Source organism: Gordonia sp. G4, from assembly GCF_057770005.1.
This window is the reverse complement of sequence record NZ_CM173442.1, coordinates 1,098,087-1,122,809: the sequence shown is the minus strand read 5'-3', so window position 1 is coordinate 1,122,809 and position 24,723 is coordinate 1,098,087. Positions and strand designations below refer to the sequence as shown.

At 67.3% G+C, this 24,723-nt stretch carries 24 protein-coding genes; 12 read left to right on the top strand and 12 right to left on the bottom strand.

Features of this window, described 5'->3' with window-relative positions; translation table 11 throughout:
* The first annotated feature begins 42 nt into the window (after nucleotides 1-42).
* Together AC3B5T_RS04875 and AC3B5T_RS04870 are read left to right on the top strand one after the other, a co-directional pair.
* Entirely contained in the window at nucleotides 43-699 is a 657-nt protein-coding gene (locus AC3B5T_RS04875) for a DUF305 domain-containing protein (RefSeq protein ID WP_055475663.1), read from the top strand.
* 281 nt (nucleotides 700-980) lie between these two features.
* The gene (locus AC3B5T_RS04870; protein WP_010843363.1) at nucleotides 981-1,367 is read left to right on the top strand and encodes a nitroreductase/quinone reductase family protein; all 387 of its coding nucleotides are present in this window, start codon (nucleotides 981-983) and stop codon (nucleotides 1,365-1,367) included.
* A 113-nt stretch (nucleotides 1,368-1,480) separates the two neighbouring features.
* On the opposite strand, the gene AC3B5T_RS04865 is transcribed toward AC3B5T_RS04870, so the two are convergent.
* The 3 genes from AC3B5T_RS04865 to AC3B5T_RS04855 form a co-directional block, all read right to left on the bottom strand.
* Nucleotides 1,481-2,017 carry a hypothetical protein gene (locus tag AC3B5T_RS04865; protein WP_055475665.1) on the bottom strand — a complete coding sequence of 179 codons (537 nt, stop codon included), beginning with the start codon at nucleotides 2,015-2,017 and terminating at the stop codon, nucleotides 1,481-1,483.
* Between the two features lie 40 nt (nucleotides 2,018-2,057).
* Nucleotides 2,058-2,600 carry a hypothetical protein gene (locus tag AC3B5T_RS04860; protein ID WP_055475666.1) on the bottom strand — a complete coding sequence of 181 codons (543 nt, stop codon included), beginning with the start codon at nucleotides 2,598-2,600 and terminating at the stop codon, nucleotides 2,058-2,060.
* Between the two features lie 278 nt (nucleotides 2,601-2,878).
* Nucleotides 2,879-3,211: a cupin domain-containing protein gene (locus AC3B5T_RS04855; protein WP_055475667.1), complete on the bottom strand. Its 333-nt coding sequence runs from the start codon at nucleotides 3,209-3,211 to the stop codon at nucleotides 2,879-2,881.
* Between the two features lie 170 nt (nucleotides 3,212-3,381).
* Here AC3B5T_RS04855 and AC3B5T_RS04850 point away from each other — a divergent pair, with 170 nt between their 5' ends.
* Nucleotides 3,382-4,293, top strand: a complete 912-nt coding sequence (locus tag AC3B5T_RS04850; protein WP_084817245.1) for a LysR family transcriptional regulator — start codon at nucleotides 3,382-3,384, stop codon at nucleotides 4,291-4,293.
* 270 nt (nucleotides 4,294-4,563) lie between these two features.
* On the opposite strand, the gene AC3B5T_RS04845 is transcribed toward AC3B5T_RS04850, so the two are convergent.
* Nucleotides 4,564-5,598 (bottom strand): aldo/keto reductase, encoded by a 1,035-nt coding sequence (locus AC3B5T_RS04845; RefSeq protein ID WP_055475669.1) that lies wholly within the window; start codon nucleotides 5,596-5,598, stop codon nucleotides 4,564-4,566.
* 105 nt (nucleotides 5,599-5,703) lie between these two features.
* Here AC3B5T_RS04845 and AC3B5T_RS04840 point away from each other — a divergent pair, with 105 nt between their 5' ends.
* On the top strand, nucleotides 5,704-6,393 hold the full coding sequence (locus AC3B5T_RS04840) for a TetR/AcrR family transcriptional regulator (RefSeq protein WP_055475670.1): 690 nt from the start codon (nucleotides 5,704-5,706) through the stop codon (nucleotides 6,391-6,393).
* Nucleotides 6,394-6,496: 103 nt separating this feature from the next.
* Nucleotides 6,497-6,838, top strand: coding sequence for an alpha/beta fold hydrolase (locus tag AC3B5T_RS04835; protein ID WP_488358334.1), 342 nt, complete (start codon nucleotides 6,497-6,499; stop codon nucleotides 6,836-6,838).
* 33 nt (nucleotides 6,839-6,871) lie between these two features.
* Here the strand turns inward: AC3B5T_RS04835 and AC3B5T_RS04830 are convergent, their stop codons facing one another.
* The gene (locus AC3B5T_RS04830) at nucleotides 6,872-8,131 is read right to left on the bottom strand and encodes an IS256 family transposase (protein WP_205334498.1); all 1,260 of its coding nucleotides are present in this window, start codon (nucleotides 8,129-8,131) and stop codon (nucleotides 6,872-6,874) included.
* Nucleotides 8,132-8,333: 202 nt separating this feature from the next.
* Here AC3B5T_RS04830 and AC3B5T_RS04825 point away from each other — a divergent pair, with 202 nt between their 5' ends.
* Nucleotides 8,334-8,789, top strand: a complete 456-nt coding sequence (locus tag AC3B5T_RS04825; RefSeq protein ID WP_488358333.1) for an alpha/beta fold hydrolase — start codon at nucleotides 8,334-8,336, stop codon at nucleotides 8,787-8,789.
* A 61-nt stretch (nucleotides 8,790-8,850) separates the two neighbouring features.
* Here the strand turns inward: AC3B5T_RS04825 and AC3B5T_RS04820 are convergent, their stop codons facing one another.
* Together AC3B5T_RS04820 and AC3B5T_RS04815 are read right to left on the bottom strand one after the other, a co-directional pair.
* The gene (locus AC3B5T_RS04820; protein ID WP_055475672.1) at nucleotides 8,851-9,921 is read right to left on the bottom strand and encodes a glycoside hydrolase family 183 protein; all 1,071 of its coding nucleotides are present in this window, start codon (nucleotides 9,919-9,921) and stop codon (nucleotides 8,851-8,853) included.
* Between the two features lie 77 nt (nucleotides 9,922-9,998).
* Nucleotides 9,999-10,877: an acyl-CoA thioesterase domain-containing protein gene (locus AC3B5T_RS04815; RefSeq protein ID WP_488358331.1), complete on the bottom strand. Its 879-nt coding sequence runs from the start codon at nucleotides 10,875-10,877 to the stop codon at nucleotides 9,999-10,001.
* Nucleotides 10,878-10,984: 107 nt separating this feature from the next.
* Here AC3B5T_RS04815 and AC3B5T_RS04810 point away from each other — a divergent pair, with 107 nt between their 5' ends.
* Nucleotides 10,985-11,572 (top strand): HdeD family acid-resistance protein, encoded by a 588-nt coding sequence (locus tag AC3B5T_RS04810; RefSeq protein ID WP_055475674.1) that lies wholly within the window; start codon nucleotides 10,985-10,987, stop codon nucleotides 11,570-11,572.
* Between the two features lie 75 nt (nucleotides 11,573-11,647).
* Here AC3B5T_RS04810 and AC3B5T_RS04805 read toward each other — a convergent pair whose 3' ends face one another.
* Nucleotides 11,648-15,523 carry a Pls/PosA family non-ribosomal peptide synthetase gene (locus tag AC3B5T_RS04805; protein WP_055475675.1) on the bottom strand — a complete coding sequence of 1,292 codons (3,876 nt, stop codon included), beginning with the start codon at nucleotides 15,521-15,523 and terminating at the stop codon, nucleotides 11,648-11,650.
* A 158-nt stretch (nucleotides 15,524-15,681) separates the two neighbouring features.
* Between AC3B5T_RS04805 and AC3B5T_RS04800 the strand changes: the two genes are divergently transcribed.
* From AC3B5T_RS04800 to AC3B5T_RS04790, 3 genes are all read left to right on the top strand, one after another.
* The gene (locus AC3B5T_RS04800) at nucleotides 15,682-16,656 is read left to right on the top strand and encodes an alpha/beta hydrolase (protein ID WP_014928303.1); all 975 of its coding nucleotides are present in this window, start codon (nucleotides 15,682-15,684) and stop codon (nucleotides 16,654-16,656) included.
* A 4-nt stretch (nucleotides 16,657-16,660) separates the two neighbouring features.
* The gene (locus AC3B5T_RS04795) at nucleotides 16,661-17,053 is read left to right on the top strand and encodes a YidH family protein (RefSeq protein ID WP_055475676.1); all 393 of its coding nucleotides are present in this window, start codon (nucleotides 16,661-16,663) and stop codon (nucleotides 17,051-17,053) included.
* A gap of 76 nt (nucleotides 17,054-17,129) precedes the next feature.
* Complete coding sequence (locus AC3B5T_RS04790) at nucleotides 17,130-17,411, top strand: hypothetical protein (RefSeq protein ID WP_014928301.1); 282 nt, start codon at nucleotides 17,130-17,132, stop codon at nucleotides 17,409-17,411.
* Between the two features lie 147 nt (nucleotides 17,412-17,558).
* Here AC3B5T_RS04790 and AC3B5T_RS04785 read toward each other — a convergent pair whose 3' ends face one another.
* The 3 genes from AC3B5T_RS04785 to AC3B5T_RS04775 all read right to left on the bottom strand — a co-directional run bounded on the left by AC3B5T_RS04785 (nucleotide 17,559) and on the right by AC3B5T_RS04775 (nucleotide 21,725).
* Entirely contained in the window at nucleotides 17,559-19,475 is a 1,917-nt protein-coding gene (locus tag AC3B5T_RS04785; RefSeq protein ID WP_055475692.1) for an ABC transporter ATP-binding protein, read from the bottom strand.
* A 100-nt stretch (nucleotides 19,476-19,575) separates the two neighbouring features.
* Nucleotides 19,576-20,307, bottom strand: coding sequence for a biuret amidohydrolase (gene biuH, locus AC3B5T_RS04780; RefSeq protein ID WP_055475677.1), 732 nt, complete (start codon nucleotides 20,305-20,307; stop codon nucleotides 19,576-19,578).
* Nucleotides 20,308-20,351: 44 nt separating this feature from the next.
* Nucleotides 20,352-21,725: a cytosine permease gene (locus tag AC3B5T_RS04775; protein ID WP_055475678.1), complete on the bottom strand. Its 1,374-nt coding sequence runs from the start codon at nucleotides 21,723-21,725 to the stop codon at nucleotides 20,352-20,354.
* Between the two features lie 185 nt (nucleotides 21,726-21,910).
* Here AC3B5T_RS04775 and AC3B5T_RS04770 point away from each other — a divergent pair, with 185 nt between their 5' ends.
* Nucleotides 21,911-22,603: a GntR family transcriptional regulator gene (locus AC3B5T_RS04770; RefSeq protein ID WP_055475679.1), complete on the top strand. Its 693-nt coding sequence runs from the start codon at nucleotides 21,911-21,913 to the stop codon at nucleotides 22,601-22,603.
* Nucleotides 22,604-22,737: 134 nt separating this feature from the next.
* Nucleotides 22,738-23,748, top strand: a complete 1,011-nt coding sequence (gene fgd, locus AC3B5T_RS04765) for a glucose-6-phosphate dehydrogenase (coenzyme-F420) (RefSeq protein WP_010844846.1) — start codon at nucleotides 22,738-22,740, stop codon at nucleotides 23,746-23,748.
* Between the two features lie 2 nt (nucleotides 23,749-23,750).
* Here the strand turns inward: fgd and AC3B5T_RS04760 are convergent, their stop codons facing one another.
* A complete protein-coding gene (locus AC3B5T_RS04760; protein WP_055475680.1) occupies nucleotides 23,751-24,650 on the bottom strand; it encodes a LysR family transcriptional regulator in 900 nt (299 codons plus the stop codon).
* Nucleotides 24,651-24,723 lie beyond the last annotated feature (73 nt).

Sequence of the window (24,723 nt, the reverse complement as noted above, 5' to 3'; positions counted from 1 at the left end):
TCGCGCCCGCCGGATACTCCGACAGCAGCAAGGAACTCACTCATGCACACGTACAACACATCTCGACGCCGTACCCGGGCAGCGGCGGGAATCGGGCTGGCCGCGGCGGCACTCATCGCGGTCGCCGGGTGCTCGCCGGACGACTCGCCGGGTGGCACCACAGCCGGTGCCACCTCGACCCCCGGGTCGGCGACGACCTCCGCGCCTGCGTCGGCCGCTCACAACGAGGCCGATGTCGAATTCACCTCGACGATGATCGGACATCATCGCCAGGCCGTCATGATGGCCGAACTCGTCGAAGGCCGAACGGACAACGCGGAACTGATCGCCCTCGCGTCGACGATCGAGAAGGCCCAGGACGCCGAGATCGAGCAAATGGAGGACCGGCTCGAGAGCTGGGGCGAGCCGGGCGACGACCACGGGGACATGGGCCATGGGGACATGGGCCATGGCGGTCACTCCGCGATGCCCGGCATGCTCACCCCGGACCAGATGGCCGCCCTACGCGACGCACGCGGTGGGGAGTTCGACCGGCTGTGGCTCGAGGGCATGATCCGGCACCACGAAGGCGCCATCGCGATGGCCGATGCGGTACTCGCCGACGGCGTCGACCCCGCGACGAAAGCCCTTGCCCAAGAGGTCAAGAGGGCCCAGCAGGCCGAGATCGACCAGATGAAGGGGATGCTCGGCCAGAGCTGATCGCCCCAACCGACGACGCCGGGGCGGTTGTGTCCGGAAACGGACGTCAACCGCCCCGACGTGTCGGTGGGTCACCTACCGACAGGCGGCAGGACGAGTTTTCGTATCGACTGAGTTAGGACCGTAACTGTCCTAACTCGACGACACACTCGGATCATGAGTGAAGCGAACCGACTGCAGGACAGCCCGATCAGACCAATATCACCGACTACGACGATCCGAACGCGCCGTGGAACCAGGCGTGGGAACAAGAGGGCGGCATCGCCAACTGGAACGATGATGTGATCAAGGAGTTTCGTGAGAACGCGGGCAAGGTGGCCGGCGCTTATGCAGGCGTCGACCTCATCCTGCTCACCACCATCGGGGCCAAGAGCGGGAAGCCACACACGACTCCACTGGGACCCTGTTACCGCGGCGACACCATGTACGTGAGCTCGTTCATCGAGGACAAGTACCCGGCTTGGTGGTACAACATCAAAGCGAATCCACAGGTCAGGATCGAGTTCCGGAACAAAACCCACCAGGGGGCCGGCAAGGTGCTCGAAGGCGTGGACTATGACGAGTTCGCAGCCTGGGTGCTGGCCAACAACCCACTGCTGGCGGACTTCCAGTCCAAGGTCGAGCGCCCCATCCCGCTGGTCGTGCTCACCATCGCCGGCGAGGGCTGAGCCCCCCCCACGTGACCTGAGCGCGGGGAGTTCGGCGTTGTCTCACGCGGCAATCGGATCTGGCGCGCCTGGGTCGACCACAGCCACGACGGTTCGGACGCTGAGGAGGTGTCTCAGGAGGTGAGTCGGACGGCGCCGAGGCCGGAGCATTCCATGTAGGGCACGGTGGTGCCGCCTTGGTAGCAGCCCCAATTTTGTCCGGCGACGGTGACTGTGATGGGGAACTGGGCGCCGGCGGTGCGTTGGGCGCCCAGGGCCGATGACACCGATTGGGCGGTGGCGCAGTCGGGTCCGAAGGCCCATACGGCCAGGCCGTTGTAGCCGGCGCCGCAGTAGGTGCCTGCGGCTGAGGGTTCGTTGGGGTCGGTCGGGCGTTCGGCGGCTGGGGGTGCTCCCTGGTCGGGTGCGGGACCGCTCACCTCGGTGGGCTGCGGTTGATCCGGGGCGTCGATGCCGGTTTCGGCGCCTGGGGTACCGCCGGGAGCTGCGGTGGATTCACCGGCCGCCGATGTGCTGGTGCTGCCCGTGGCTGCGCTGCTCGACGCTGACGGTGACTGGGGTGGGGTGTCGGTGGGGTCACTGGTACAGCCGGCCAGTGCGAGTGCCGTGGCGGCGGCCGCGACGGCGGTGAGTGTGCGGATATGCCTCATCGGTTGTGCCCCTTGCTGTCTGTGTGGTGGGTCGTAGGGGTTAGGGCACGAGGAGTGCGTTGAGGCCGGGAATGATGTTGTTGGCCACGGTGCCGCTGTACTGCTCGCGCAGTACGGTCACGGTCGCTACGACGGGTCCTGCCCCGGTCGGTGCTGATGCTGTGGTGGGCAGGGTGGAGGGGTATCCCGTGAGGGGGATGGTGCCGAGGGCGAAGTTCGGTCGCTGCCAGTGCCTCAGGTTCACCGTGCCGGTTGCACCGGTGGTGAGGTTGCGCCACGCCACTTGCACGTACTGGTAGGCGTAGAAGGTGTTGTAGTGCGCCAGGTTGGCGACCGCGAATGACACCGATGATCCGGCGGCGGGTCGGGCGGTCACGAGGGTCTGGCGAAACAATCCACCTCCCACATAGCCCGGGCCGACATTCGGGCCGCTGATCGCCGGGAGGGCGAACGTCAATTCCGGTGCGGCGACCGGGGTTGCGGGGTCTGGGGTCGCTGATGCTGTCGGAGCGATGGCGATCGATACTGCTGCGGCGCCGGCCATGGCGATCCCGGCAACGGTTGCTCGGATGCGGTGGAGCATGGGTGGGTCCTCACTGTTGAAGAAGCAAAGATGGAAGGAAGTGCAGCAATACTTTGCTACATCGAACCCCCTGTGATGATGGTCGCCCCCGCCTCGCTGGGTGTTACTGAGTCGGGTGATCGAACGACGCGCGCGGGTGGGCACTTGCGTGCGAGCGGTACTGCCGACGACCGCGGTGATCATGTATTCGTGTGCTGGCAGGCGACGCAGACCTGGCGTGACGGAGGCGGCTAGCGGTCACCGGTAGACAACTTCGAGTCAGACTGGCACCACCAGAACTAGATTCGGAACACCGAGAGATACGTCGCATCCTCCAGAACCGTAAAGTCGTCGTGGTGTGAGCCGATGGCTGCGACATAGCCTCCGCCGCTGGTCATCTCAAGGCCCTGATTGCGCAGGCGCCCGCTCACCACATACGAGAACTCAGTCGAGGTGTGTTCGTGCGGCGAACCGCTGTAACCCGCCCGCGCCTCGACAAACACGAGCATGTAGCCGTCACCGGAAGCGAGAACCTTGGCCCTGGCGAGGTTGCCCTCGCCCCACGGCACCCAGTCTGCAGTGCCATTGGGATTGATATCCCAACCGGCCGCCAATAGTGAGGAGGTGTCCATAACGCGTTCCTTTCGGGTCGGATTATTGAAAAAGGCACACTTTCACCAGCGTCAAACCGCCCGGCGAGGCGGATCTTCTCCTTCTGCGTTCTGCACACGCATCATGTTGCGGCCGGGAAATCATTCATGTCTATTTCGCAACCGTCCCTATGATCGTTTACCTTGTCTGAATGATTGATGTCCTCGGTCTACGGGTGCTTGTAGCGGTCGCTGACGTAGGCAGCGTGACGGGGGCAGCGCGAGAACTCGGGTATAGCCCGTCGAACGTCACCCAGCACCTTCGACGCCTGGAGAGGGCTCTGGGTGCAGCCATGGTTGAGCGGACCGGGCGTCGGATCATGCTCACAGATCGCGCGCAGGCCCTGGTCGAGCGTGGCCGTCACCTGCTGTTGGAACTCGACGATCTCGCCGATGGCACAACGTCTGTCCCATCTGGCTCGATCGACGTCGGCGCTTTTCCCACGGGCTTGCGCGGCCTGCTCATTCCCGCTATCGCCGAGCTCGCCGAGGACTACCGGGCCCTGAAGATTCGACCCCGCGAGCTGGAGCCGGACGAGGCTCTGAACCTGCTCCGCGCGGGCCGTCTTCACGCCGCGATCATCAAGGAGTGGGGAGCGATCCGACCGCATGATGACGAGATCGTGCACGAGCAGATTCTCGGTGTCGACCCCGTCGACGTCCTCCTGCCCGCGCAGCATGCGCTGGCACGAGCAACTTCGCTCACGCTGCAGGATCTGGCCGAGCAGTCGTGGGCGCTCACGCCCCGCGAAGATCCTACCTACCGTGACTGGTTTACCAGCCATCAGAATGTTCTCGCCCTTCGGCCAACAGCGATCTACGAGGCCAGCGAGTTCGCCTCTCTGGTCAGCTTCGTCGAGCACGGCCTCGCCATCACCGCGCTGCCCCGGCTCGGGCGCGCCCCACTCCCGAGCACCGTGGTTCCGGTGCCACTGAGTAACCCAGACGCGAGCCGGACGATATCCATTGCGATCCGCCGGACCTCGCAATCCTCCCAGAATCTGGCGTCGCTCACCGCGGCGCTTCGCGAGCAAGCAAGCAAGGCCCTCACCCAGACACGGTGAACTCCGGCCTACTAGGGGGATCGCGAAACTACCCGGCATTGCCGAGTTTCCGGTGATGGTCTCGCGAAAGGGACCATCGCAGACATCGACACGTCCACGCCCCTCGAAATCGCATCGTGGCCGCCGCCCCCTGCTTACCGGCCATACCGTGCTCGCGGACGCCCCCACCCTCGTAGCGTCTCGATCAAAGGTTCTGTGCGCGAGGAGGTGGTGGGGCAATGAGCGTCAAGGGGAGCTGAACAGTCTCCATGGCGTCCGCCGGAACGTGTGTTACACGGTGGGCGGGTTGAGCAGGGCGAAGCCTTCCTGTCGTCGGTAGGGGAAATAGGGGTAGGGCGCCTCGACTGCTGAGGCGTCGTCGAGGTAGCGGACCTGTTCGGTGGTCAGTGACCATCCGGCCGCGCCGAGGTTGTCCAGGAGCTGGGAGTCGTTGCGGGCGCCGATGATCACGCTGGACACGGTGGGTCTGCGGCTGAGCCAGTTGAGGGCGACTTGGGCGACGGTGTGACCGGTCTCTTCGGCGACGTGGTCGAGGGCGTCGACCACGGTGTAGAGGTGTTCGTCATCGACCGGTGGGCCGGCGTCTGCGGTGGAATGCAATCGACTCGTCGGTGGCAGGGGCGCGTCGCGCCGTATGCGTCCGGTCAGTCGACCCCAACCGAGGGGACTCCACACGATCGCGCCGACGCCCTCGGCGGCGGCGAGTGGCATCAGCTCCCATTCGTAGTCGCGCCCGATCAGCGAGTAATACACCTGATGAGCGACATGCCGTGGGGCGTTGCGTCGGTCGGCGGTCGACAGTGAACTCATCAACTGCCAGCCCGAGAAGTTGGACACACCGGTGTAGCGCACCTTGCCGCTGCGCACGAGCACGTCCAGGGTGTCGGTGACCTCGTCGAGGGGGGTGGCGGCATCGAAGGCGTGCAGCTGAAACAGGTCGATCCAGTCGGTGTCGAGGCGCCGCAGCGCTGCGTCGACGGCGTTGATCAACCGCGTGCGGGAGGTCCCGCGATCGGATGGGCCCGCGCCGATGGGCAACGCGGCTTTCGTCGACAGCACGACACGATCGCGCCGACCGCGTAGTGCTGCACCCAACACTTCCTCGGATGCGCCGTCGGAGTACACATCAGCTGTGTCGAACAGGGTGACACCGGCATCCAGACACAGATCGACGAGCCGGCGCGCGGCCACGACGTCGGTGTCTCCCCACGCGCCGAAGAACTCACCCCGTCCGCCGAATGTGGCGGCACCAAAACCGAATTCCGAGACCACCAGACCAGAACGGCCCACCTGCCGATACTCCATACCCACTCCTTAACGGGACAACAGAACCATTAGCAACAATACCTGCCGAACACCATAAAGGGAACTTGGTTCCCGATAAGGCGAGCGCGGTCGTAGTATCGAGTCATGGCTCAGTCCCGCCCGAGTGCCGCTCAGGTCGCTGTTCATCCGGTCGTTGCTCGCCCCGGCGGGCGCACCGCTGCAGTACGCAAGGCGGTGCTGACCGCGACTGAAGACGCGCTCATCGAGCACGGCTTCGCCGGAATCGACCTGCCCTCGATCGCTCGGTCGGCGGGGGTGGGAAAGACCACGATCTACCGCCGGTGGGGGACGCCTCAAGCGCTGGTGGCCGACCTGCTCGATGACATGGCCACAGCATCGGTGTCCGCGACACGAACCGGTGATCTGGACGCCGACCTGAGCGCCAACGCCGAACTGCTCGTACGGACGCTCACACACCCACGTCAAGGGCCTCTGTTCGCTGCGCTGATCGCCGCAGCCACCCACGATCGGGACACCAAGACCGCACTGGCCAAGTTCTACCGGCGACGCGTCGAGGAATGGTCGCTACCGATCCTCGACGCCATCGACCGCGGCGACGTTCCCGCAAACACCGACGTGACAGCCGTCGTACGCCACCTGTCATCGCCGCTGTACTACCAATTTCTCACCACCACAACACTACTCGATGACAGTGCCGCCGAGCTGGCGGTACGCACCACACTTGCGGCATTGCATGCACACTGCTTCACTCGGTCCGGTGCCGCACCGACCTCGCCCGCAGCTGCGACGACACCCCCGCGTCCGAGGCGATAGAGCACTGACGCCCTCTTGGCGCACCTGAGTGCAGCAACCACCGCTGAGTTCGCGCGTGGCGGTCTATCCATCCCGATACCCCAGAGAGGTCGAGTTCTGACTCATGGACACCGAACTACCGCGGCCGCACTACCTCACTGTCGACGGAATACGTGTTGCGACGTACGTTTTCGAGCCCACGCACCGGGCCGTTGGAGAGGTTGTGATGTGTCACGGCACCCCGTGGTCTGCGCATGTGTGGGCTGAGGTAGCCCGCCATGTCGGCCGCGATCACCGCGTGTTCCTATGGGACATGCCGGGATACGGCCAATCGATCACCCCCGATGCGCCACTCGACCTGACAGCCCAGATGTCGAGATTCGCCCAGGTGCAGTCGTTGTGGGGCGTTTCCCGGCCGCATGTCGTTGCTCATGACATCGGCGGTGCGGGGTCAAGCCCCTGGTAGTGGTGTAACTGGTTTTTGATCCTTCGTTGGTGATCAGGCGGGTAGTTGCATCAGTTCATCGGTGCTCACCTCCGTGGTCGAGCTGGTGCCGGTGTCGGTGGTCAGTGTGAGGCGGCAGCGGCTCAGGACTTCGAGTCCGAGGTAGCGGCGTCCTTCGGCCCATTCGTCGGTCTGCTCGGCCAGGACCGCCCCGATGAGGCGGACGATGGCGTCCCGGTTGGGGAAGATGCCCACGACGTCGGTGCGGCGGCGGATCTCCCTGTTGAGCCGTTCGGTGGGGTTGTTGGACCAGATCTGGCGCCATACGTCGTCGGGGAACACGGTGAAGGCCAGCAGGTCTTCGCGGGCATCGCCAAGGTGGTCAGCAACGTCGGGCAGCCTGCCTTCGGTGTACTCCAACAGCCGATCGAACTGCTCGTTCACCGCGGTGGCCGTGGGTTGGTCATACACGCTGTGCAGCATCGCTTTCACGGCCGGCCACATGGACTTGGGGCACACGCCCATGAGGTTCGCCGCGTAGTGGGTGCGGCACCGCTGCCACGCTGCACCGGGCAGGTTCGCCGCGATCGCGTCCACGAGCCCGGCGTGGGCATCGGAGGTCACCAGCCGCACCCCGCCCAGTCCGCGGGCCACCAGGTCGGCGAAGAAAGTGTTCCACGAGGCCTTGGTCTCACTGGTGGCGACCTGCATCCCGAGGACCTCGCGGTGCCCGTCGCCATTGACCCCGGTGGCCAGCAGGACGGACGCCTTGACGACCTGGTTGTTCTCGCGGACCTTGATCGTCAACGCATCGGCGGTGACGAACGTGAACGGGCCGGCATCGTCCAGGCGGCGGTGCCGGAACGCGGCCACCTGCTCGTCCAGGTCGGCGGCCATGCGTGAAACCTGCGACTTTGACAGTGAGTCGATGCCCAGGGTCTTGACCAGCTTGTCCATCCGGCGGGTGGATACCCCGGCCAGGTAGCAGTCCGCCACGACGGTGATCAGCGCGGACTCGGCCCGCTTGCGGCGCTCGAGCAGCCATTCGGGGAAGTAGCTGCCCGAGCGCAGCTTCGGCACCGCGACGTCGACGGTGCCGACGCGGGTGTCCAGGGGCCGGTGCCGGTAGCCGTTGCGCCGGTTGGTGCGCTCGGCGGTGCGGGCGTTCCACTCGGCGCCGCACACGCTGTCGGCGTCGGCGGACAGCAGGGCGTTGATCATGGTCTGCAGCAGCTCGCGCATCAGATCCGGTGATGCGTCGGATAGGGCTTGGCCAAGTAGGCCTGCAGGGTCGACAATATGGGGTGCGGTCATCGTGATGACTCCTCGAGGATTCTTTAGACGGTTGACTCGAAGGATCACACGGTGGCCGCTCTACATCCGTGTACAACACGTAGCTGCAGGCGATCTCGGCCACCGAGTTACACCACCCTATGGGGCACTACTCGGTGCGGTCGCGTTGGGCGCACATCTACTCCGCGATTGCGGGTATTCATCGTTGTTTCTCTGGGACATCGTGACCCTCGATCCATGGGGATCACCGTTCTTCCGCCTGGTCGCTGACCATCCAGAGGTGTTTGCTCAACTTCCCGACGCGCTGCACGCCGCGCTGGTACGCGAGTACATCGCCGGAGCCATACCCCACGGACTGCCCGCAGAGCAGCTCGATGCGCTCGTCCAGCCATGGCTCGGCGGGAACGGCCAAGCCGGCTTCTATCGGCAGATCGCGGCCCTGCGACCAGAGCACACCAGGCCCGTCGTGGAACGACTGTCACAGGTACGGTGTCCCACCCGCATCGGTTGGGGCGCCGACGATCCATGGATTCCCGTCGAGCAAGCCACCCGGTTACAACAGCTACTACCCGGCCGTCCCGACCTGGTCACGCTCGACGGCGTCGGTCATCTCGCCCCCGTGGAATCCGCGGCGCAAGTCGCCCAAGCCATCGACGACTGGCTGGGAGGATTCGCGTGAACCGACCGACACGGGACGGTGATGTCCATCTCCCGACGTGTCGGGGGTGGGCAGTGGTAGGTCAGCCGCGGCGCAGCGGTAGCCGCATCAGGTAGACCTGGTACCCGATGGAGATCGAGTAGGTGAAGTAGAGGGTGCTGCCCTTCGACCACGGGTGGATGTAGGGTGCGTAACCCGTGTACGGGTCCACCGAGGGTGCGACGATCTCGCCGGAAGTCCATGGGCCCCAGGGCTTGTCGGCGGTGCGCAGGGTGACGCCGACATCCTGGCTGGCCAGTGAGATGTACTTGCCGAGGTAGTCGTTCCACTGCACCGACAGCTCGCCTGTCGGCGCACCCATCACCGGGGTGGCGGCATCGGGGTTGTTCGGTACCCAATTGCCGTAGGAGAAGTACTGCCACTTCCCGAGCTTCTCGATGTCCTTCTCGTCGACGCGTGCGAGATAGACCCCGCCCCAACGTCCGTCGGGCGTCCCGTAGTAATAGATGGTCTTGCCGACCTTGAGGAAGGCGCCCATCTGGAACTTCTTGTTGCCGCCCCCGTTGGGACGGAACGAATTCACCGCACGCCAGTTCTCCCCGTTGTCGGCGGAGGACACCAGACCGGCCCAGTTGGTGGTCCAGATGCCGGGCGAGTCCCAACGTTTCACCGACATCACGGTCATGTACTGCTTGCCGTTGGCGGCCACACCCGCGGTCGGGATGATCGTGACCTCGCGGCGGACGTTCGGCTTCAGCAGACGCTTCGCATGGCCGGGGCGGCCGGCATGCGAGGTGAACGTCATCCCGTCGTTCAGATGCCTGTCGGTGCTGCGGAGCAGGACGTTGGACCGCCAGTAGAAGAGTTCGCCGTACAACAGGGACCACCCGTTGAACGACTGGGTGTCGCCGAACGCGGTGAGTATCTCGCCGCGACCGTTGTCCCACATGACACCGAGATCGGTACCGACGATGTTGAACCGCCCGATGGTGTCGTTCATCGCGAACGGGCCGGTCAACCGGTTGACGATGGTCGCCGGACCATTGGCATACCGGGCGGCGTGCGCGGGTGAGGCGGCCAGGGTGGTCGTCAAGGCCAGGGCCAATACGGAGACGACAAGACCCAGGAAGAGCCGTGAGAGGCGCCGTGTCATGGCCGTGACCTTATCAAGACCTGAGATATATGTGTGAGGTGCACTACGGTGCTTCGCGAGGCTCAAGAAGTGCGGGCTCAGGCTTCCCGGTACCGCTCCGAGGTGTCCACAGTGGTGAAGTCGATCTGCGCCGCCGCGTTGTTCACCGCGGTCACGAGCGCGGTCCCGAACATCCCGTCCGCGTCGTAGAGGCCCGCGTTGCTGACCGAGACACCGTCGTCCTCGATGTGGGCGTCGGCCTCGACGCCGACCCGCTCACCCGACGGCAGCCGGCTCAGGGCGACGGTCAGATCACAGTTGATGAAGCCGATGCCGCTGGTGCCCCAATTCGACACGAGGCTCGCGGACTCGGCGCTGATGACGGCGCGCTGGAACGGGGTGAGTTTCTCTCCCGCCACGATGGGCGCGGCACGGGACCACATCCGCTTACGGCGTCCGTTCTGGTGGTTCGCCATGTCCCGCTCCCACTCGCCGATGGTGTCGTCCGCGGCGTCGGAGGCGAACCGGGGTGACAGGTCGTCGTCGGAGGCGATCTCGGGTGGGCGGAAGGTGGTCGTGTCCGCGGATCGATGCCACCGCTGTCCAGGCGGGTTGGTCGAGGTGCGCAGGAATACGGTCGTACCACGGGCGACGACCACCTCGTCGGAGCCCTCAGGATGCTGCACCACGTCGACGTCGACGACCCGGATGCGTCCGCCGGACCGGACGAGGCGGACCCGCGTCGAGGTGACGATGTCGCGCGCCGCCTTGAAGAGGTCGATGGTGCACCGTGCTGGTACGAATTCGTCGTCGCCGAACTCGGTCTCGACCGCACGCGCGGCGAGTCCGCACACCGCCGGACCGTTCAGGGTGCCGGGTGCCCACAGGCTGGCCGCGAAGGTGGTCGGTCGGTACCGGATTCCCTCGTCAGGCCGGCCGGTGCCGCTGATCGGCTCGAAGAAAGCGATAGTGGTCATCGTTACTTGTTACCCCCTGTTCACCCGCATCGACGACGACGGTCGGGTTTGTGCCACTCCTGCGCGAATAGCGCGCCGAATCCTCCAGTGCCGGATAACCTCCGACCATGACTTTCGCCACGGTGTACACCAAACACTTCCCCGACGAACTGGTCGGTGCCGTGCGCACGGCACTGATCATCACGTCGATCGTCGGCATCGTGATCGGCGTCATCGCGATTCTGTGGCCCGGGCCGACCATCGTCGTCGTCGCGCTGCTGTTCGCGATCTCGCTGATCATCGCCGGCATCTTCCGCATCTACCAGGCCTTCGCGGCATCGTTCCTGAGCACCGGGGTCCGAGTGATGCTGGGCGTCGTCGGCGCAATCGTGCTGCTGGCCGGCGTGATCGCATTGTTCAGCCCGGGCGATGCCGTGTGGCTGCTCGCGGTGTTCATCGGGATCGGCTGGATCTTCCAGGGGGTCGCCGACCTGTACGCGGCGATCACCAAGTCCGGTCACTCCCCGACCTGGTTCCTGATCCTGTCGGGCGTCGTCGCGATCATCGCCGGCATCGTGATGATGGTGCTGCCCGCGTTCTCGCTCGAGGTGCTCGCATGGGTCGGCGGCATCATGCTCGTCGCCCTGTCGATCGCCACGCTCCTCACGCTGCCCAAGAAGGTCGAGCAGCCGGCCGCCGGAGAGGCCGCGGTCTGATCGCACCCCTCTGCCGGTTGAGCTTCCCTCTGCCGGTTGAGCTTCCCTCTGCCGGTTGAGCTTGTCGAAACCCCGTCAGCGCGGCCAGGGAGCGATGGGGTTTCCCTGCCAGCGGGTGTGCGCCGGGACGACATCACCACGCATGACCAGCGACGCGGGTCCGACGGTCGCCGAGTCGCCGAGTCCGGATGCGGGGAGGGCGACGCAGTGCGGGCCGAGGGTCGCACCCGCGCCCAGGGTGACGCGATCGATGGCCATCACCCGGTCGTGGAACAGGTGGGTCTGCACCACGCAGCCGCGTTGCACGGTCGCGCCGTCGCCGAGGGTGACGAGGTCGGCCTCCGGCAACCAGTAGGTCTCGCACCAGACGCCGCGACCGATCTTCGCGCCGAGCATCCGCAACCACAGGTTGAGGATCGGTGTACCGGTCGCGGCGTTGGCGAACCAGGGGGCCGCAACGGTTTCGACGAAGGCGTCGGACAATTCGTTCCGCCAGACGAACGAACTCCACAACGGATGCTCGCTGACCCTGATGCGTCCGACGACGAGCCATTTCGCCGCGGCGGCGGTGACACAGGCGATCGCGCCGACGACCAGCAGCAGCAGGCCGCTCACCAGGGCTGCGACCCCGTAATGCACGTGTACCGCCACATATTGCAGCGCGAGCAGCAGGCCGATACCCAGCCCGAACGACACCATGACGGGCACCAGGCGCAGCGTCTCGATGAGTGAGCGGGCGACCTTCAGCGTGGCCGATGGCTCGAAGGTGCGCGAGGTGTCGGTCTCGGCGGCGGTCCGGCGCAGACGTACCGGCGGGCTGCCGAGCCAGCTCGACCCCGACTTCGCCCGGTCAGGCGTCGCCGAGAGCACCGCCACCAGACCGTTCTTGGGGACCTTGCGGCCGGGACCGGTCATGCCGGAGTTGCCCAGGAAGGACCTCTTGCCGATCTTCGCCTCGTCGATGTGCAGCCAGCCGCCACCGAGTTCGTAGGACGCGACCATCGTGTCGTCGGCGAGGAAGGCGCCGTCGCCGATGGTGGTGAACCGGGGGAGTACGAGTGCGGTCGAGATCTCGGTCCCCGCACCGACCTTCGCGCCGAGGATACGGAACCAGATCGGTGTCAGCAGGCTCGCGTACAGCGGGAACAGGTAGGTGCGCGCGGCGTCGAGGAGGCGTTCGGTGATCCACACCTGCCAGCCGACGCGGGAACGCACCGGGTGGTAGCCGGTGTTCAGGCCCAGCGAGGCGAGCCGGACCAGGGCCGCGGTGATCGCGGCGAACACGAACAGACTCGTGACGGTGGCCGCGGGCAGCAGGATCAGCGCGCGAATCCCGGCGTCCCGCAGGCGGTCCGCGGTCAGTGCCCAGGACCCGATCACCGCCAGGCCCGACGCCAGCGAGATCAACGGGATCGCGGCCAGCCCCAGTGAGGACAGGCCGAAGACCGGCACCCACCACGTCGCCCGTGGGGGCCGGTGGTCGGGCCAGGGATGTTCGGCCTTCCCGATCTTGACCGCGGGCGAACCGGCCCAGTGTTGGCGGGCCTTGACCCGGCCGAACACCGCCGACCCGGGGGCGACGACGGCGTCGCGTCCGACGACCGCGCCCGGGGTGAGCGTCGACCGGGCGCCGATCGACGCCCCGCGTTTGATCGCGATCTCACCGATGTGGACGTCGTCGCCGTCGATCCACCAGCCGGAGATGTCGACCTCGGGTTCGACGGACACGCCGTCGCCGACCGTGAGCAGCCCTGTCACCGGTGGGATGGTGTGCAGGTCGACGCCGCGCCCGATCGTCGCACCGAGCGCCCGCGCGAGATAGATCATCCACGGCGCCCCGGACAGATTGGCGGCACCGCTGGCGTCGAGGAGCCGCTCGGCCACCCACAGCCGCACGTGCACGTTGCCGCCGCGTGGGTACACGCCCGGAGAGACGCGGGCGAGGAGTACTCGCGCGCCGATGGCCGCGATGCACATGCGTCCGGGTGGGGTGATGAAGACCAGGAACGCCGCCAGCAGGACCCACCAGTTGATCTCGACCAGCCACTCGACCGTGCGGTCCATCCGCTCGGCGGTGAGGACCGCGAGGTTGTTGACCACGCCGAGCCACGTCGCCCACTGCAGTCCGGTGAGCGTCGTCAGCGGGAGGGTCAGTGCGAGCTGTGCCAGCCCGGCCGAGCGCGGGGTCGGTTCGATGTGGCGTTCGTCGATGCTCGTCGTCGGGCGCCGGGCGTCGAGCATCTCGGCCATGGAGCCCAGGCGCGGGTGGTCATAGAGATCGGCCACCGAGATGTCGGGATACCGTTCGCGGACAGCGGTGACGAGCTGTGCCGCGGCCAGTGATCCGCCGCCCTCGGCGAAGAAGTCGACATCGGGGCTGGAGACGGTCAGACCGAGGACATCGGTCCACAGTTGCGCCAGCCACAGCTCGGTCTCGCTGAGTTCTACGTCGTCATCCACTGGTCTGCCGCTGCCTGGCAGGGGCCAGGGCAGCGCATCACGATCAACCTTTCCCGAAGTGCGCGTGGGCAATTCGTCGACAAGGGCAAGAGTGGGCACCATGGCGGCGGGCAGTTGGCGCCGCAATTCGGCGTGCGCGCCGGCCACGTCGAAGCCGGGGTCGGCGGACACGAGATAACCGACGAGCAGGCTGTTGCCGGCCGCGGATTTGCGGACCGCGGCCGCTGCCCCACTCACCCCGGGCAGGTTCTGCAGCGCGTTGTCGATCTCGCCGAGTTCGATGCGCCGGCCGCCGACCTTCACCTGGTCGTCGGCGCGGCCCATGAACAGCAGGCCCGCGGTGTCCAGCCGCACCAGATCGCCACTGCGGTAAGCACGTTCCCAGCCGAGCGTCGGCATCGGAGCGTACTTCTCCGCATCCTTCGCGGGATCGAGATACCGGGCCAGGCCGACGCCGCCGATCACCAGTTCACCGACCTCGCCTTCGGCCACCGGTTGGCCCTGGGCGTCGACGACGGCGAGATCCCAACCGCGCAAGGGTAATCCGATGCGTACCGGACCACCGCCGCCCAGTGGTGCGGCGCAGGCGACGACCGTCGCCTCGGTCGGGCCGTAGGTGTTCCAGACCTCACGGCCCGGGACGGCGAGCCGGTCGGCGAGCTCGGGCGGGCAGGCCTCGCCGCCGAAGATCAACAGCCGCACCGCTTCCAGGGCTTCGGGCGGCCACAGCGAGGCCAGCGTGGGCACCGTCGACACGACGGTGATGTCCCGCGCCACCAGCCACGGTCCGAGGTCCATGCCGCTGCGTACCAGCGAGCGCGGTGCGGGTACCAGGCACGCGCCGTTGCGCCACGCGAGCCACATCTCCTCGCAGGACGCGTCGAAGGCGACCGACAGCCCGGCCAGGACCCGGTCGTGGGGGCCGATCGGGGCGTCCGGGAGGAACATGGCCGCCTCGGCGTCGACGAAGGCCGCGGCGTTGCGGTGGGTGACCGCGACGCCCTTGGGCTTGCCGGTGGACCCGGAGGTGAAGATGATCCACGCATCGTCGTCGGGTGTGGGGCGGGCCGGGGGTTCCGCAGGCGTCGAAGCGGTCGACCCCGTTCTCGTCGAACGGGGTCCGTCCGCGTCGACGATGGCGTCGACGTCGGCCTCGCCGAAGACGAGCTCGGCGCGTTCGTCCGGGTCGTCGGCGTCGACCGGCACGTAGGCGGCGCCCGCGTAGAGGGTTGCCAGGATCGCGACATAGAGGTCTCGCGAGCCCGAGGGCATCCGGATGCCGACCCGGCTGCCACGCCCGACGCCGGCCTCGCCGAGGCGCGCGACGGTGCGGCGGACCACGGCCAGCAACTGGCCGTAGGTCAGGGTCATCTCGCCGTCGTCGATGGCCGCCGCGTCCGGGTGTGCACGGGCGGTGGCGGTGAGTACGTCGCAGAGGGTGCGAGGGGGGTCTGCCTGCGCAGACAGCAGGAACTGGGGTGGGATCGGCACCTAACCGGCACCTGCCGGGCACATCCGCGATGGGGTCACGAGTCCGAGAATATAGCCGACGAAGGTGACCGACCGGCCTCGACACAGTGAACGCGGTCGCCGATGAACGGACTGAAACGTGTGGCTCCGAGGTGTAGTTTCGGGCCAGGAGGAATCTGATGCCCATCGTTCACCACCGTCGGCCCAGCCTGCGGTCGTTCCCCATGTGGCTCGGTGCACGTGTGCTCCTGAAGCCGACCCTGGCGTTGTGGCCGGTCAACAAGCCGGGACTCGCCGGTCTCTTCCTCATCGACCGGCTCATCGCGATCGGACCCAAGCCCCGGGGCGTGGTCCGCGAGCAACTGGTCCTCGCCGGCCGGCCTGCGGAACTGATCATGCCGGTCGGGCCGTCGCGCCGGGACAGCGACACGGCAATGCTCTATCTGCACGGTGGCGCCTTCGTGGTGTGCGGGCTCGGCACGCACCGCTCGATCGCGGCGCGGATGGCGCGGGCGTGTGAGGTGCCGGTGTTCTCGCTCGAGTACCGCCAGCTGCCGAAGGCGGGTGTCGGTACGTCCGTCGTCGACGCGGTCGACGCCTACGCCGAACTGATCAACGAGCGCGGGTTCCGTCGCGTCATCGTCGCCGGGGATTCCGCCGGCGGTTTCCTGGCCGCCAAGGTGGTCGAGGCGGTCGCGGCCCGGGACCTCCCGACCCCGGCGGCCCTGGTCGGGTTCTCGCCGCTGCTCGACATGGATCTGGGTACTCATCCGGACCGGTCCAGCCGTTCCGACGCCTACCTGCCGAAGACCAAGATGGCCCGGCTGGCGCCGCAGTTCGACAGGGGCCCGATCCCGCTCTCGGGTGTGCGACGCATCGTCGACGCCGACCTCGCGTCGTTTCCGCCGACCGTCCTGGTCGCGGCCGAGGGGGAGATGCTCGAGCCCGACGTCATCGACCTCGTCGAATCGCTCGACGAGGCGGGTGTCACCGCGGTGGCCCACATCTACGCCTGGCAGATCCATGCATTTCCGGTGCTGAGCTCGCATCACCCGGAGACACTGGACGCGGTCGAGGTGACCGCGGCCTTCGCCACCGACGCGATCCGAGAGGGCAAGACCACTGACGAACGAACGGGCAAGCGCGCCGGCTGACGACGTGAACACCCCGACCCCGGCGAACCCGGGCACCGCCTACGCCGACGAGTTGGAGACCAGACCCCCGGGCGCGGTGGACGCCCGGTTCACCCTGGCCGCGGAGCGCACGCTGCTCGCGTGGGTCCGGACCGCCCTCGGATTCATGGCGGCCGGGATCGCCGTCGTCTACCTGTCGCCCGACGAGACCACCCCGCTCATCGACGTCGCACTGGGCGTCCTGATGGTCGGGCTGGGTGCTTCGCTGGCCGTACTCGGGGCCTGGCGATGGCGACGGACGACGCGCGCGCTGGTCACCGGAGGCGAGATGCCGGGCCCGAAGCAGGTCATGCTCGTGGTCGCTGCGATAGTGGTGGTGGCGGTCCTCGTCGCGGTGGTCATGGTGATCCAGTCCTGACCTCGCCGTTCACCACGACACTCCTACCTTCGGGACGGCCGCGACACTCAGCCGTCCACCATCCAGGGAGATCGACGTGACCACCGGCCCCGACTTCTCGCGGAGCGCGCAGACGTTCTCGATGACGCTGACCATCGTCGGCGCGACCATCCTCATCTTCTGCATCGGCTGGCTGACCGTCGGCTGGTGGCAGGAGGGCCGGTGGTTCTGGGTGGCCGTCGGGATCGCCGTGGTCGTCGTGAACGTCGTGCTGATCGGCATGCAGCTCCGGCGCCGCCTCGGTGAGCGGGTCAAGGACACCGACGACCGCCCCCGGCGCCGCGGGTTGATCGACAACTTCGACGACCTCGACGACTGAGCCCGCCCCTGCTCCCTGAGGAGCGGGCGGAGCTTGCGGAGCCCGCGTTGCCCCTGCTCCCTGAGGAGCGGGCGGAGCTTGCGGAGCCCGCGTTGCCCCTGCTCCCTGAGGAGCGGGTGGAGCTTGCGGAGCCCGCGTCACGAAGGGTCACGCCGTCAGCGAATCCGAGTCCTCGGGATCGTCGTCGGCGAACTGGGTGCGGTAGAGCTCGGCGTAGCGACCGTTGCGGGCGAGGAGTGTCGGGTGATCACCGCGTTCGACGACGCGCCCGGCTTCGAGTACGACGATTTCGTCGGCAGCCCGGATCGTCGAGAGCCGGTGTGCGATGACGATCGAGGTCCGACCCTCGAGTGCTTCACCGAGTGCTTCCTGGACCGCAGCCTCCGACGTCGAGTCGAGATGCGCGGTGGCCTCGTCGAGGATCACGACCGACGGCTGGGCCAGGAGCAGTCGGGCGATCGTCATCCGTTGGCGCTCACCGCCGGACAGCCGGTAGCCGCGTTCGCCGACGACGGTGTCCAGCCCGTCGGGAAGTGATCCGACGAGGTCGTCGAGCCGAGCTCGCCGCAGCGCGTCCCAGATCTCGTCGTCGGACGTGTTCGGCCGCGCGAGAACGAGGTTCGCGCGAATGGAATCGTGGAAGAGATGCCCGTCCTGGGTGACGAGGCCGACGGTCCGGTGGACCGACGCGGTCTGCAACTTCCGGATGTCCACCCCGGCCAGCTGGATCGACCCCTCGTCGACATCGTAGAGGCGGGTCGCGAGACTCGCGATGGTCGACTTACCCGCACCCGAACTCCCCACGAGGGCCACCATGCTGCCGGCCGGAACATTCAGGTCGACGTTGTGCAGAACCGTCGTCCCGGCTCGATTGTCCAGTTGGGCAACCTCTTCCAACGAGGCCAGGGACACCTTGTCGGCCGCCGGATAGGCGAACGAGACGTCCTCGAACCGGACGGACACCGGCACGGGTCGGCCACTCTCGGTGCCGGGCACCGCGATCGCATCCGGCGCGTCGGTGATGAGGGGCCGCAGGTCGAGCACCTCGAAGACGCGCTCGAAGCTGACCAGCGCACTCATGATCTCGACGCGGGCATTCGCCAGGGCCGTCAGTGGCGCGTACATCCGGGTCAGCAACAGCGCCAGCGAGACCACCGCGCCCGCGGACAGGTGATCCTGTACCGCAAGCCAACCGCCGAGCCCGTAGACCAGGGCGAGGGCGAGCGCCGACACCAGCATCAGCGTCGTCATGAAATACGCCTGCAGCATCGAGCGGCGTACCCCGATGTCGCGGACGCGGTCGGCGCGTTCGGCGAATTCCCGGGACTCGAGATCGGGCCGCCCGAACAGCTTCACCAGCGTGGCGCCGGGAGCGGAGAAGCGCTCGGTCATCTGCGTCGACATCCGGGCGTTGTGCTCGGCGGCCTCGCGGGACAGCGCGGCCATCCGCCGGCCCATGCGCCGCGCCGGTACGACGAAGACCGGCAGCAGGATCAGCGCGAGCAGCGTGATCTGCCAGCTGATCGCGATCATCACGGCGAGGGTCAGGGTCAGCGTGACGATGTTGGAGACGACGCCCGACAGGGTGTCGCTGAACGCGCGCTGGGCACCGATGACGTCGTTGTTGAGCCGGCTCACCAGCGCCCCGGTACGGGTACGCGTGAAGAACGCGACCGGCATCTGCTGCACGTGGTCGAAGACGGCGCGACGCAGATCGAGGATGAGGCCCTCGCCGATGTTCGCCGACAGCCACCGGACCCCTATCCCCGCGGCGGCCTCGGCGACGGCGATCAGCGCGATGGCGACCGCGAGTCCCACGATCATCGCCTCCGAGCCGCCCTCGGTGATGAGGTTGACCACCCGGCCCGCCAGCAGCGGGGTCAGGACCGTCAGCACCGCGGTGAAGACCGACAGGACGAGGAAGAAGGCGATACGACGCCGGTGCGGGCGGGCGAAGTCGCCGATCCGGCGAAGTATCACCCGGCGGTCGCCCCGCAACCGTTTGCTGCTCGGCTGGGTGGAGGACTTGTACATCATGTCCCAGGCCACGGACTGCATGCTCATGCCGTCCACGGTAGAACTTCAAGTTGGCTTCAAGTCCACTCTGTTCGCTGCCGGAGGAATCCTCCGGCAGCGAACACACCGCCCCGCAGGGACGAGAGCGCTATCCGGCGAGCGCGTCGGCGACCCCCGCGCCGAGCACGTCGAGGAGGTCCGACGACGCGGCGACGGCGCCGAACACACCGCCCTGCATCGTGACCATGTTGAGCGCCGCCTCGTGGTTGGCGGGATCGGTCGCACCCGTGCAGTCGGAGAGGATCAGACATTCGTAACCGCGGTCGTTCGCCTCGCGCATCGTGGTGTGGACGCAGACATCGGTCGTGATGCCGGTGAGGATGACGTGCGTGATCCCGTTGGTGCGCAACACGAGATCGAGGTCGGTCGCGTAGAACGCGCCCTTGCCTGGCTTGTCGATGACGATCTCGCCGTCGAGCGGAGCGACCTCCGGCACGATCTGCCATCCCGGTTCGTCGCGGATGAGGATGCGCCCGCAGGGGCCGGTGGAGCCGATCTCGGCCCCGATCCGTCCCGACCGCCAGCGCTTGTTGGCCGGGAGGTCGGACAGGTCGGCGCGGTGACCTTCCCGGGTGTGGATGATCGTGAGGCCGGCGTCGCGCGCCGCGGCCAGGACCCGGGCGGTCGGCTCGAGCGGTGCCCGCGTCAGCGACAGGTCGTAGCCCATCGAGTCGACGTAGCCGCCGGGACCGCAGAAGTCGGTCTGCCAGTCGATGCAGAGGAGTGCGGTGGAGGCGGGGTCGAACCCGCCGTCGTAGGGCCACGCATACGGCCGTGCGCCGCCGATGGTCGAGAATTCATGTGGTGCAGCAGATGTCATGGTCGATTCCTGGTCGGGGGTGTGCGGATGTCGGGGGTGATCTGTCACACCGGCGCCGAGGTGGTGTTCTCGGCGGTGACGTCCGGCGTCGACGACGTGGCGGACGTCCGCCGGCTCAGAAGTGCCGCGAGGGCGCCGGACACGACGATCCCCACCGCGACGACACACAGGGCCGGGGCGACGTAGTGGGTGACGAGCGCTGCGATCGCACCGGCGCCCCACGCGATGAACGCCGTTGCGCGCCAGGGTGTCGGGGCGTCGGACGACGCGGCCCGCCTGGTCAGCGGCAGCACCTGGTCGACGATGAGGACCGCCCCGAGCGGTGGGACGACGACGCCGAGCAGGTTGAGCCAGTCCTCGAAGTGCTGCCAGATGCCGGCGACGGCGAGCGCGACGCCGATGGCGCCGAGTCCGACGGTGAGCACGCGCATCCGGATGCCGGTCAATTCGCTCCAGCCGACGGCGCCGTTGTAGAGGCAATGCGTGCACACCGAACCCAGGTTGATGAACACGAAGGCGACCGCGATCGGCACCAGCACGCCGCCGTTGTCGATGAGGATGCCGAGGAACCCGCCGCCGTTGGTGGCCGGATCATCCCCAGCGCCCATCGCCACGATGACGCCGCCGATGGTCAACGCGACGGTGTTGCCGACCGGGAAGGCGCTGAACGCGGCGAGGAATGCCTGCTTGCCGTTGACCGACCAGCGGGTGAAATCCGCTGTCATGGTTCCGGAGTCGGCGAACAGGGCGACCACGAGCGTGACCGCGGCTCCGAACGTGAGCGCGGTGACCCCCGCTCCGCCGGTGTAGGAGGCGAACTCTCCGGCGCCGGGTGCGGACGAGGCGTCGACGATGGCGAGAACGCCGAGGATCAGATAGAGCGGTGCCGCGACGATCCCGATCACGGTCAGTGCCCGGATGCCGAGCAGGGTCGCCGCGACATACCCGATGCCCGCGATCAGGGCGATCAGCGTGGCGTTCCACCCCATGCTTGCCTCGAGCGTCGATCCGGTGAGACCGGTCTGGAAGGCGAACCAGCCGATCACCACTGTGGTGAGGAAGGCTGCCGGGATGCGGTAGCCCTTGGCGCCGAACGTGCGGGCAGCCATCAGCGCGAAGTTCTCGCCGGTGCGGCCCGCCTGGTAGCTCAGCAGCCCGACGTAGGCCATCAGGATCAGATTGCCGACCGCGATCGCGGCCATACCCGGCCAGAACCCGAGCGAGTACACGATCATGCCGCCGAAGACGGCGCAGGTGAGGATCATCGGGAACCCGAGCCACACCGACGACACCGCGAAGAGCGATTTGCGCGCCGATGCCGGTACCGGCCGGTCCTCGTACTCGTCGAACGCCGACGTATCGCCGTCGGCGTCGTCAGGGCTGGTGCCGGCGACCGGTATGTCTGAGGTGGATCTCATGGTTCCTCCCGAACCTCGTTGCAGGTTCCTATAGGAAACGCCGGAGGCGTCGCGCTCCCGTTGCAGCTTCGTTAACAGCCGATTAATCCGCATAGTCCGCGGTACAGCGAGCGCGATCTCGCGCGGTGGTGACGGCCCGATACGCACCTCTGCGCGAGACGACCGTCGTCATATAGGATCTCTGCATGATCGAGCGTGCCCCCGTCGTGGGCGCCACCCCCGCGCCTGCCGACCGGATCCGCGCCGACGTGGAGGAGGCCATCCTCTCCGGACGGCTTGCGCCGGGCACGAGGATCAACGCCGACGAGCTCGCCCGCGAGTCCGGGGTCAGTCACATCCCGGTGCGGGAGGCCCTCCGGTCCCTGGAAGCCGAGGGGTGGGTCGTCCGTCGTCACAACCGCGGGACCTACGTCCGGGACCGGGACTCCGCCGAACTGTCGGACCTGTTCGAGGCGCGGCTCATCGTCGAGCGGAAAGCGGCGTGGCTCGCAGCGCAACGACGGACCGCGGCGCAACTCGACGATCTCGTGCGGATCGTCGAACGTCAGGACGCGACGACCGATGACGCAGTGCTGTCCGCGATCAACTGCGACTTCCACGTCGGCCTCGCCGGTTGTGCGCACAACCGTGTTCTCGAGTCGATGGTCGCCGACGTGAACAAGCGGGTTCGCTTCTACTACCTGCCGACCGCGGGCCGACGGCACGGCGTCTCGGTGGCCGAGCATCGCGCGATTCTCGACGCGGTGCGCGACCGCGACTCCGAACGTGCGGCCGACTTGCTGGAGCTGCACATCGCCGACACGAGAGCAGGAGCGTCCCGGACGCTCACCGCCGGTGAGGTAGATGAGGCGGGCACGGCCGGAAGGCAGGCCGGCTGACGCGGCGGCAGGCTGGCGACGCCGGGGTTCCCACGCATGCTCTACGTTGGTATGCGAGGTCACAACACGATTCGGCCGACTGACAGACCGGCCCGGGCCGGCGATGGGGGCCGGTGGCAAAGGAGCGAGGCGACATGGCAGAACTCAAGCTCGGTTTCAAGGCGTCGGCGGAGCAGTTCGATCCGCGCGAGCTGGTGGAGATCGCGGTCGCGGCCGAAGAACACGGCATGGATTCGGTTGCGGTGAGCGATCACTTCCAGCCCTGGCGGCACAACGGCGGGCACGCGCCCTTCTCCCTCGCGTGGATGGCGGCGGTCGGTGAGCGCACCAAGCGGGTGCAGATCGGCACCTCGGTCATGACCCCGACCTTCCGCTACAACCCCGCGGTCATCGCGCAGGCCTTCGCCACGATGGGTTGCCTGTACCCCGGTCGCATCATGCTCGGCGTCGGAACCGGCGAGGCACTCAACGAGTACGCGACGGGATTCCAGGGCGAGTGGCCGGAGTTCAAGGAGCGCTTCGCGCGCCTGCGTGAGTCCATCAAGCTGATGCGCGAGCTGTGGACCGGCGAGGAAGTGAACTTCGACGGCGAGTACTACCACACACAGGGCGCGTACATGTATGACGTTCCGGAGCAGCCGATCCCGGTGTACGTCGCCGCCGGCGGTCCGGTCGTCGCTCGTTACGCGGGCCGCTCCGGCGACGGTTTCATCTGCACCTCCGGCAAGGGGCCCGAGCTCTACACCGAGAAGTTGCTGCCCGCGGTCGCCGAAGGTGCGGAGAAGGCCGAACGCGACGTCGACACCATCGACAAGATGATCGAGATCAAGATCTCCTACGATCCCGATCCCGAACTGGCACTGGAGAACACGCGCTTCTGGGCGCCGCTGTCGCTGACGCCGGAGCAGAAGCACAGCGTCAACAGCTCGACCGAGATGGAGCGCCTGGCCGACGAGTTGCCGATCGAGCAGGTCGCCAAGCGGTGGATCGTCTCGTCCGATCCCGACGAGGCCGTCGAGAAGGTCAAGTTCTACACCGACGCCGGGCTCAACCACCTGGTGTTCCACGCCCCCGGGCATGACCAGCGCCGCTTCCTCGAGAACTTCGAGCGCGACCTCGCCCCACGACTGCGCAAGCTCGGCTGAGCCTACGAAACCGTCTGGGCGACAGCGGCGTCGAGCATGTCGAGCACTCGCCGGATCGGAGGCAGGTCGAGTCCGGCCTGTCGCACCCTCACCCGCACCTCGCGCGCGGGCGTGGGGTCGACGATGGGAATCGACGCGACACCGGGTGGCAGGTCGATGAGTGCGAGCTCGGGGACGACGGTGAGTCCGACGCCGGCCGCGACGAAGCGGATCGCGGTCGGGTAGTCCTGCGTCTCCACGCTGAAGTCGGGTACGAAGCCCACCGAGGTGCAGGCGTCGAGCAGTGCCTGCCGGCAGGGTCCGCGTGCCACGTCGTTGTCTACCCAGGGGACCTGGGACAGTTCGCGCAGGGTCACCGACTCCAGCGCGGCCCACGCTGAATCCTCCGGCACGACAGCGTGATAGGGGTCCGTGGTCAGTCGGCGACCGACGAATCCCGCGACCTCGGCGGAGGGTCGTCGGCTGTCCGCCACGTAGATCTCGATGTCGGGCGACGCCGACGACGGACCCATCAGTTCGATGAGGCGCAGATCGAGCCGCAGCCCGGGGAACTCGCGGGAGATCGTGGCGACGATCGGCGGAATCCAGGTGGCGCCCGCGGAGGCGAAGTAGTTGATGCGCAACTGGCCGAGACGCCCGTCGCGCAGCTCCGAGATCAGGCCGTCGACGCGCGCGATCTGTTCGAAGACGGTGTCGGACTCGCGTGCCAGGATGAGGCCGGCCTCGGTCGGCACGATGCCGCGCCCGTCGCGCTCGACCAGTGACAGCCCGGTCTCGCGCTGGAGCGTGGCGATGTGCTGACTGACTGCCGACGGTGTGTATCCGAGCGCGGCCGCGGCCCCGCCGATGGACCGCTCGCCGATGACCGAGCGCAGGACCCGGAGGCGGTGGATGTCGACCATGTGGAGACGATACAACGGGAACACTTCAGTGATGCTGAAGTATCGGAAATGAGTATTCACTTGTCCTGAAGTG

Excerpts from the sequence above, each read along its gene's own strand:
- AC3B5T_RS04835 (WP_488358334.1), top strand. The coding sequence starts at position 6,497 with ATGGACACCGAACTACCGCGGCCGCACTACCTCACTGTCGACGGAATA.
- AC3B5T_RS04810 (WP_055475674.1), top strand. The coding sequence starts at position 10,985 with ATGACTTTCGCCACGGTGTACACCAAACACTTCCCCGACGAACTGGTC.
- biuH (WP_055475677.1), bottom strand. The coding sequence starts at position 20,307 with ATGACATCTGCTGCACCACATGAATTCTCGACCATCGGCGGCGCACGG.
- AC3B5T_RS04760 (WP_055475680.1), bottom strand. The coding sequence starts at position 24,650 with ATGGTCGACATCCACCGCCTCCGGGTCCTGCGCTCGGTCATCGGCGAG.
- AC3B5T_RS04865 (WP_055475665.1), bottom strand. The coding sequence starts at position 2,017 with ATGAGGCATATCCGCACACTCACCGCCGTCGCGGCCGCCGCCACGGCA.
- AC3B5T_RS04830 (WP_205334498.1), bottom strand. The coding sequence starts at position 8,131 with ATGACCGCACCCCATATTGTCGACCCTGCAGGCCTACTTGGCCAAGCC.
- AC3B5T_RS04850 (WP_084817245.1), top strand. The coding sequence starts at position 3,382 with ATGATTGATGTCCTCGGTCTACGGGTGCTTGTAGCGGTCGCTGACGTA.
- AC3B5T_RS04840 (WP_055475670.1), top strand. The coding sequence starts at position 5,704 with ATGGCTCAGTCCCGCCCGAGTGCCGCTCAGGTCGCTGTTCATCCGGTC.
- AC3B5T_RS04820 (WP_055475672.1), bottom strand. The coding sequence starts at position 9,921 with ATGACACGGCGCCTCTCACGGCTCTTCCTGGGTCTTGTCGTCTCCGTA.
- AC3B5T_RS04845 (WP_055475669.1), bottom strand. The coding sequence starts at position 5,598 with ATGGAGTATCGGCAGGTGGGCCGTTCTGGTCTGGTGGTCTCGGAATTC.
- AC3B5T_RS04800 (WP_014928303.1), top strand. The coding sequence starts at position 15,682 with ATGCCCATCGTTCACCACCGTCGGCCCAGCCTGCGGTCGTTCCCCATG.
- AC3B5T_RS04875 (WP_055475663.1), top strand. The coding sequence starts at position 43 with ATGCACACGTACAACACATCTCGACGCCGTACCCGGGCAGCGGCGGGA.
- AC3B5T_RS04770 (WP_055475679.1), top strand. The coding sequence starts at position 21,911 with ATGATCGAGCGTGCCCCCGTCGTGGGCGCCACCCCCGCGCCTGCCGAC.
- fgd (WP_010844846.1), top strand. The coding sequence starts at position 22,738 with ATGGCAGAACTCAAGCTCGGTTTCAAGGCGTCGGCGGAGCAGTTCGAT.
- AC3B5T_RS04855 (WP_055475667.1), bottom strand. The coding sequence starts at position 3,211 with ATGGACACCTCCTCACTATTGGCGGCCGGTTGGGATATCAATCCCAAT.
- AC3B5T_RS04860 (WP_055475666.1), bottom strand. The coding sequence starts at position 2,600 with ATGCTCCACCGCATCCGAGCAACCGTTGCCGGGATCGCCATGGCCGGC.
- AC3B5T_RS04815 (WP_488358331.1), bottom strand. The coding sequence starts at position 10,877 with ATGACCACTATCGCTTTCTTCGAGCCGATCAGCGGCACCGGCCGGCCT.
- AC3B5T_RS04785 (WP_055475692.1), bottom strand. The coding sequence starts at position 19,475 with ATGAGCATGCAGTCCGTGGCCTGGGACATGATGTACAAGTCCTCCACC.
- AC3B5T_RS04775 (WP_055475678.1), bottom strand. The coding sequence starts at position 21,725 with ATGAGATCCACCTCAGACATACCGGTCGCCGGCACCAGCCCTGACGAC.